Origin of the sequence: Bacteroides sp. 51 (assembly GCF_010500965.1) — a bacterium.
Taxonomy (GTDB): domain Bacteria; phylum Bacteroidota; class Bacteroidia; order Bacteroidales; family Bacteroidaceae; genus Bacteroides.
In genome coordinates, this window is sequence record NZ_QVMI01000076.1 from 1 (window position 1) to 2,826 (window position 2,826).

Here is a 2,826-nt window from a genome sequence, read left to right on the forward strand (position 1 = left end):
GCTCGCCATTCCTGGGCAACCATTGCTTATCATAGTGATGTAAGGGTGCCTGTGCTTAGCGAGGCAATGGGGCATGGTACGGAGAAGACCACTCGTATTTATCTGTCTTCTTTTTCTCATGAGCATCTTCGCGAGGCCGGATGTACGGTATTCGATACTGTTATCCGCCCGTTCTATAAGGGTCGAGGTCGAAAAGGTACCGGTGTAAAGAAGCTTGCACGGACTCGTGTATTTACGATGGAAACCGGATGTTTTGCTGTGGTTTCTCCCGAGAATAAAGGAAAGGATGAGGGTGTAAGAAATAATAAAAAATGTCCGTCATCTTATACATGACGGACATTGATGCTACAAAGTAAGTGACTTTGTTCGAAATACACAATAGTTAGTCCTCTTTAAAGTCCTATTTTAACTTTTCAACTTGCCTTATATATAGTGCAAATATATTTACATCATTTTTCGCGTATATATAATAGCAAATAAGGGGTGTTTTCTGAAAATCGGAAGAAATTCGTTTGGAGATTGATTTGCGTTTGATGTGCAAATTATGATATATTAACTAAGCGAATTTGTTCCGCAGGATTTTTTTGCCATTTAAAGACCAATCCGGAAATTGGATGAAGGGGTGAATTGGCATGGTTTTTATGATGGGTTTAGTGTAAAACAGGGTGAGGCTGTAAAACCAGTCAAAAAAAAGAAGAATTTCCCCACCTCGTTTACAAATCACATATTATCCAGTACGTTTGTTGTTGAGAATGAACAAACAAACTCAACGACAAAGCCGAATGGCATTACCAGGTGGATCACAACTTGTCCATTGTTGATGGAGCAAAGGATCATTTTGTAATGCCAAAAACGTATTATCTAACGCAGAAGCCAAGCTAAAGAAACTGCGCACACTGACAATGGATGATTACGATATGGAAAGCAGGCAACTAATATAAGTTTATCAGTTCAGATTATACAGCAGGATGACAAGGAGATAAAATAGCAATCTGCAATACCTCCTCTATTTTGACTATTGTAGTAAGCGTAAGATTTTCCTTTCCTCTTAATATTTTGCTTATATATTGCTGGGAAGTCCCCATCAATGCAGCTAAGTCACTTTGTTTCAACCCCATTTCGTCCATTTTGACAAGCATTGCAGTAGCAATTCTTTGAGATTCACGTATCCATTCGCGATTGGCTACCCTATATTCAGCTTCTTCCCTCCATCGTGATGGAGTAGCTGATTGAAACTGCTCTAACTTTGCGATTTGTTCATCTCTTGTTTTCATAACTCATTCATTTATATATTCGAAAAAACCATCTTCATCGACAATTCCGTTTTTGAGTAGAAAGTTGCGAACCTTTTCTATTTTAACAAGTTCATTCGAAGTATGTTCGCGCTCTTCCATTGTAGCGGTCAATTTTATAGCTCCTCCGGTTATAATGTATATTCCTGATGCAAGTTTTATAGCATAAAGCCTTAACCATGATTTATTTATTTTCCCTTTGGATTTTTCCAGACATAACTCATGCGAATAATTACTTAAATTACGAAATAGAGTATCTAAATCGGCATCGGGATTAATATCTAAAACCATTTTTTCTAACACGTTACGTTCGTCAATGGTTTTATCAATAGCCTCTGTAATAGAAGTCATATTGAAATAAGCCATATCGTCCCAATTCGCTTTAAAAAAGGCATGTAGCGTAACCGGTTCACTCCATTCATCAAACAATCGTGTTAGTTCATCGCACTCTTGATCCGGGTATCGTACAGCCCATAAACGACCGTCGTCTGTTATCTTATCTATATTCATAAATAAACATGCATTGTATCTAATGCAAATATAGTGAATAACTCCCGAATGTACAACCTATAAGATGTATTTTATTATTTCGGCAATACAAAGATGGCAAACCTGACATCCTCAAACTTTCCGGCCATAAAAAAAGAAATATTGAAAATCAGCCACATATCTTCTCGAAAAGTCCCATGCAAAAAGATTTTTGCGTTCGACTTTTCCCCCAAATGTCCCACGCAAACCACCGGAATGTCCCACGCAAAAATCAATTTGCGTGGGACTTTCAGGGAAAAGTTGAACGCAAAATTCCATCAGAATACCAAACAGAAAAAGGACTCTTACGGGAGTAAAAAACAGTTATTTTATTTGCCTATATCACGACTATTCCGTATCTTTATATTATGAAAATGAGAGATAAACAAACGTTTCTTTTCATTTTCAACTATTCGCTTTAATACGTATTTATAGTGTTTTTTACTGATTATTTTATTTAACCTAAAACTTATTATTATGAGTATTCCAGTTATTCCAAGACTAATCAAACATTTCTACAACGGTTCGGAGTCTGAATTTTATTATCTAAAACAAGAAGCAGGCAGTTCGCGGTTGTCTACACAAAATGATGTAGCCGCCGAAGTGGAAGAAGCCAGTACCCTGACCAAAGGTGATGTGGTTCATGTACTGAGCATTTTCATGAGTGAAATGCGCAAGGTACTTGTTCGTGGCGACCGGGTTAAGATTGATGGTCTGGGTACGTTCTTTATGACCCTTTCGTGTAACGGTGTGGAAACAGAAGATGAATGCAACGTCCGCCAGATCAAGGGAGTCAATATCCGTTTTCGTCCCGACAAAGTCCTCAAACTAGTCAATAACGCCCTGGCGCCTACCCGTTCGGATAATAACGTGTCGTTTTTCATCAAAGATGCTAAGGCTGCGGCTGGTTCCGGGAATCCTGCCGTTCCGGGTGGAGACGATGACGATGACGAGGTGGTAGATCCCGGATTCTAACCTGACCTTTCTTTTTTTTATCTAAACCTAA

Annotated in this window: 3 protein-coding genes and 1 pseudogene; 2 read left to right on the forward strand and 2 right to left on the reverse strand. The window is 38.6% G+C overall.

Annotated features, from left to right (window positions below; all coding sequences use genetic code 11):
* Positions 1 to 333 (forward strand): annotated as a pseudogene (locus D0T87_RS23425) (hypothetical protein); the annotation flags it as partial.
* A 623-nt stretch (positions 334 to 956) separates the two neighbouring features.
* Here the strand turns inward: D0T87_RS23425 and D0T87_RS23430 are convergent.
* The gene (locus D0T87_RS23430) at positions 957 to 1,274 is read right to left on the reverse strand and encodes a helix-turn-helix domain-containing protein (protein ID WP_163178561.1); all 318 of its coding nucleotides are present in this window, start codon (positions 1,272 to 1,274) and stop codon (positions 957 to 959) included.
* Between the two features lie 3 nt (positions 1,275 to 1,277).
* Entirely contained in the window at positions 1,278 to 1,802 is a 525-nt protein-coding gene (locus D0T87_RS23435) for a hypothetical protein (RefSeq protein ID WP_163178562.1), read from the reverse strand.
* A 495-nt stretch (positions 1,803 to 2,297) separates the two neighbouring features.
* Here D0T87_RS23435 and D0T87_RS23440 point away from each other — a divergent pair, with 495 nt between their 5' ends.
* A complete protein-coding gene (locus D0T87_RS23440; RefSeq protein ID WP_163178564.1) occupies positions 2,298 to 2,795 on the forward strand; it encodes an HU family DNA-binding protein in 498 nt (165 codons plus the stop codon).
* Positions 2,796 to 2,826 lie beyond the last annotated feature (31 nt).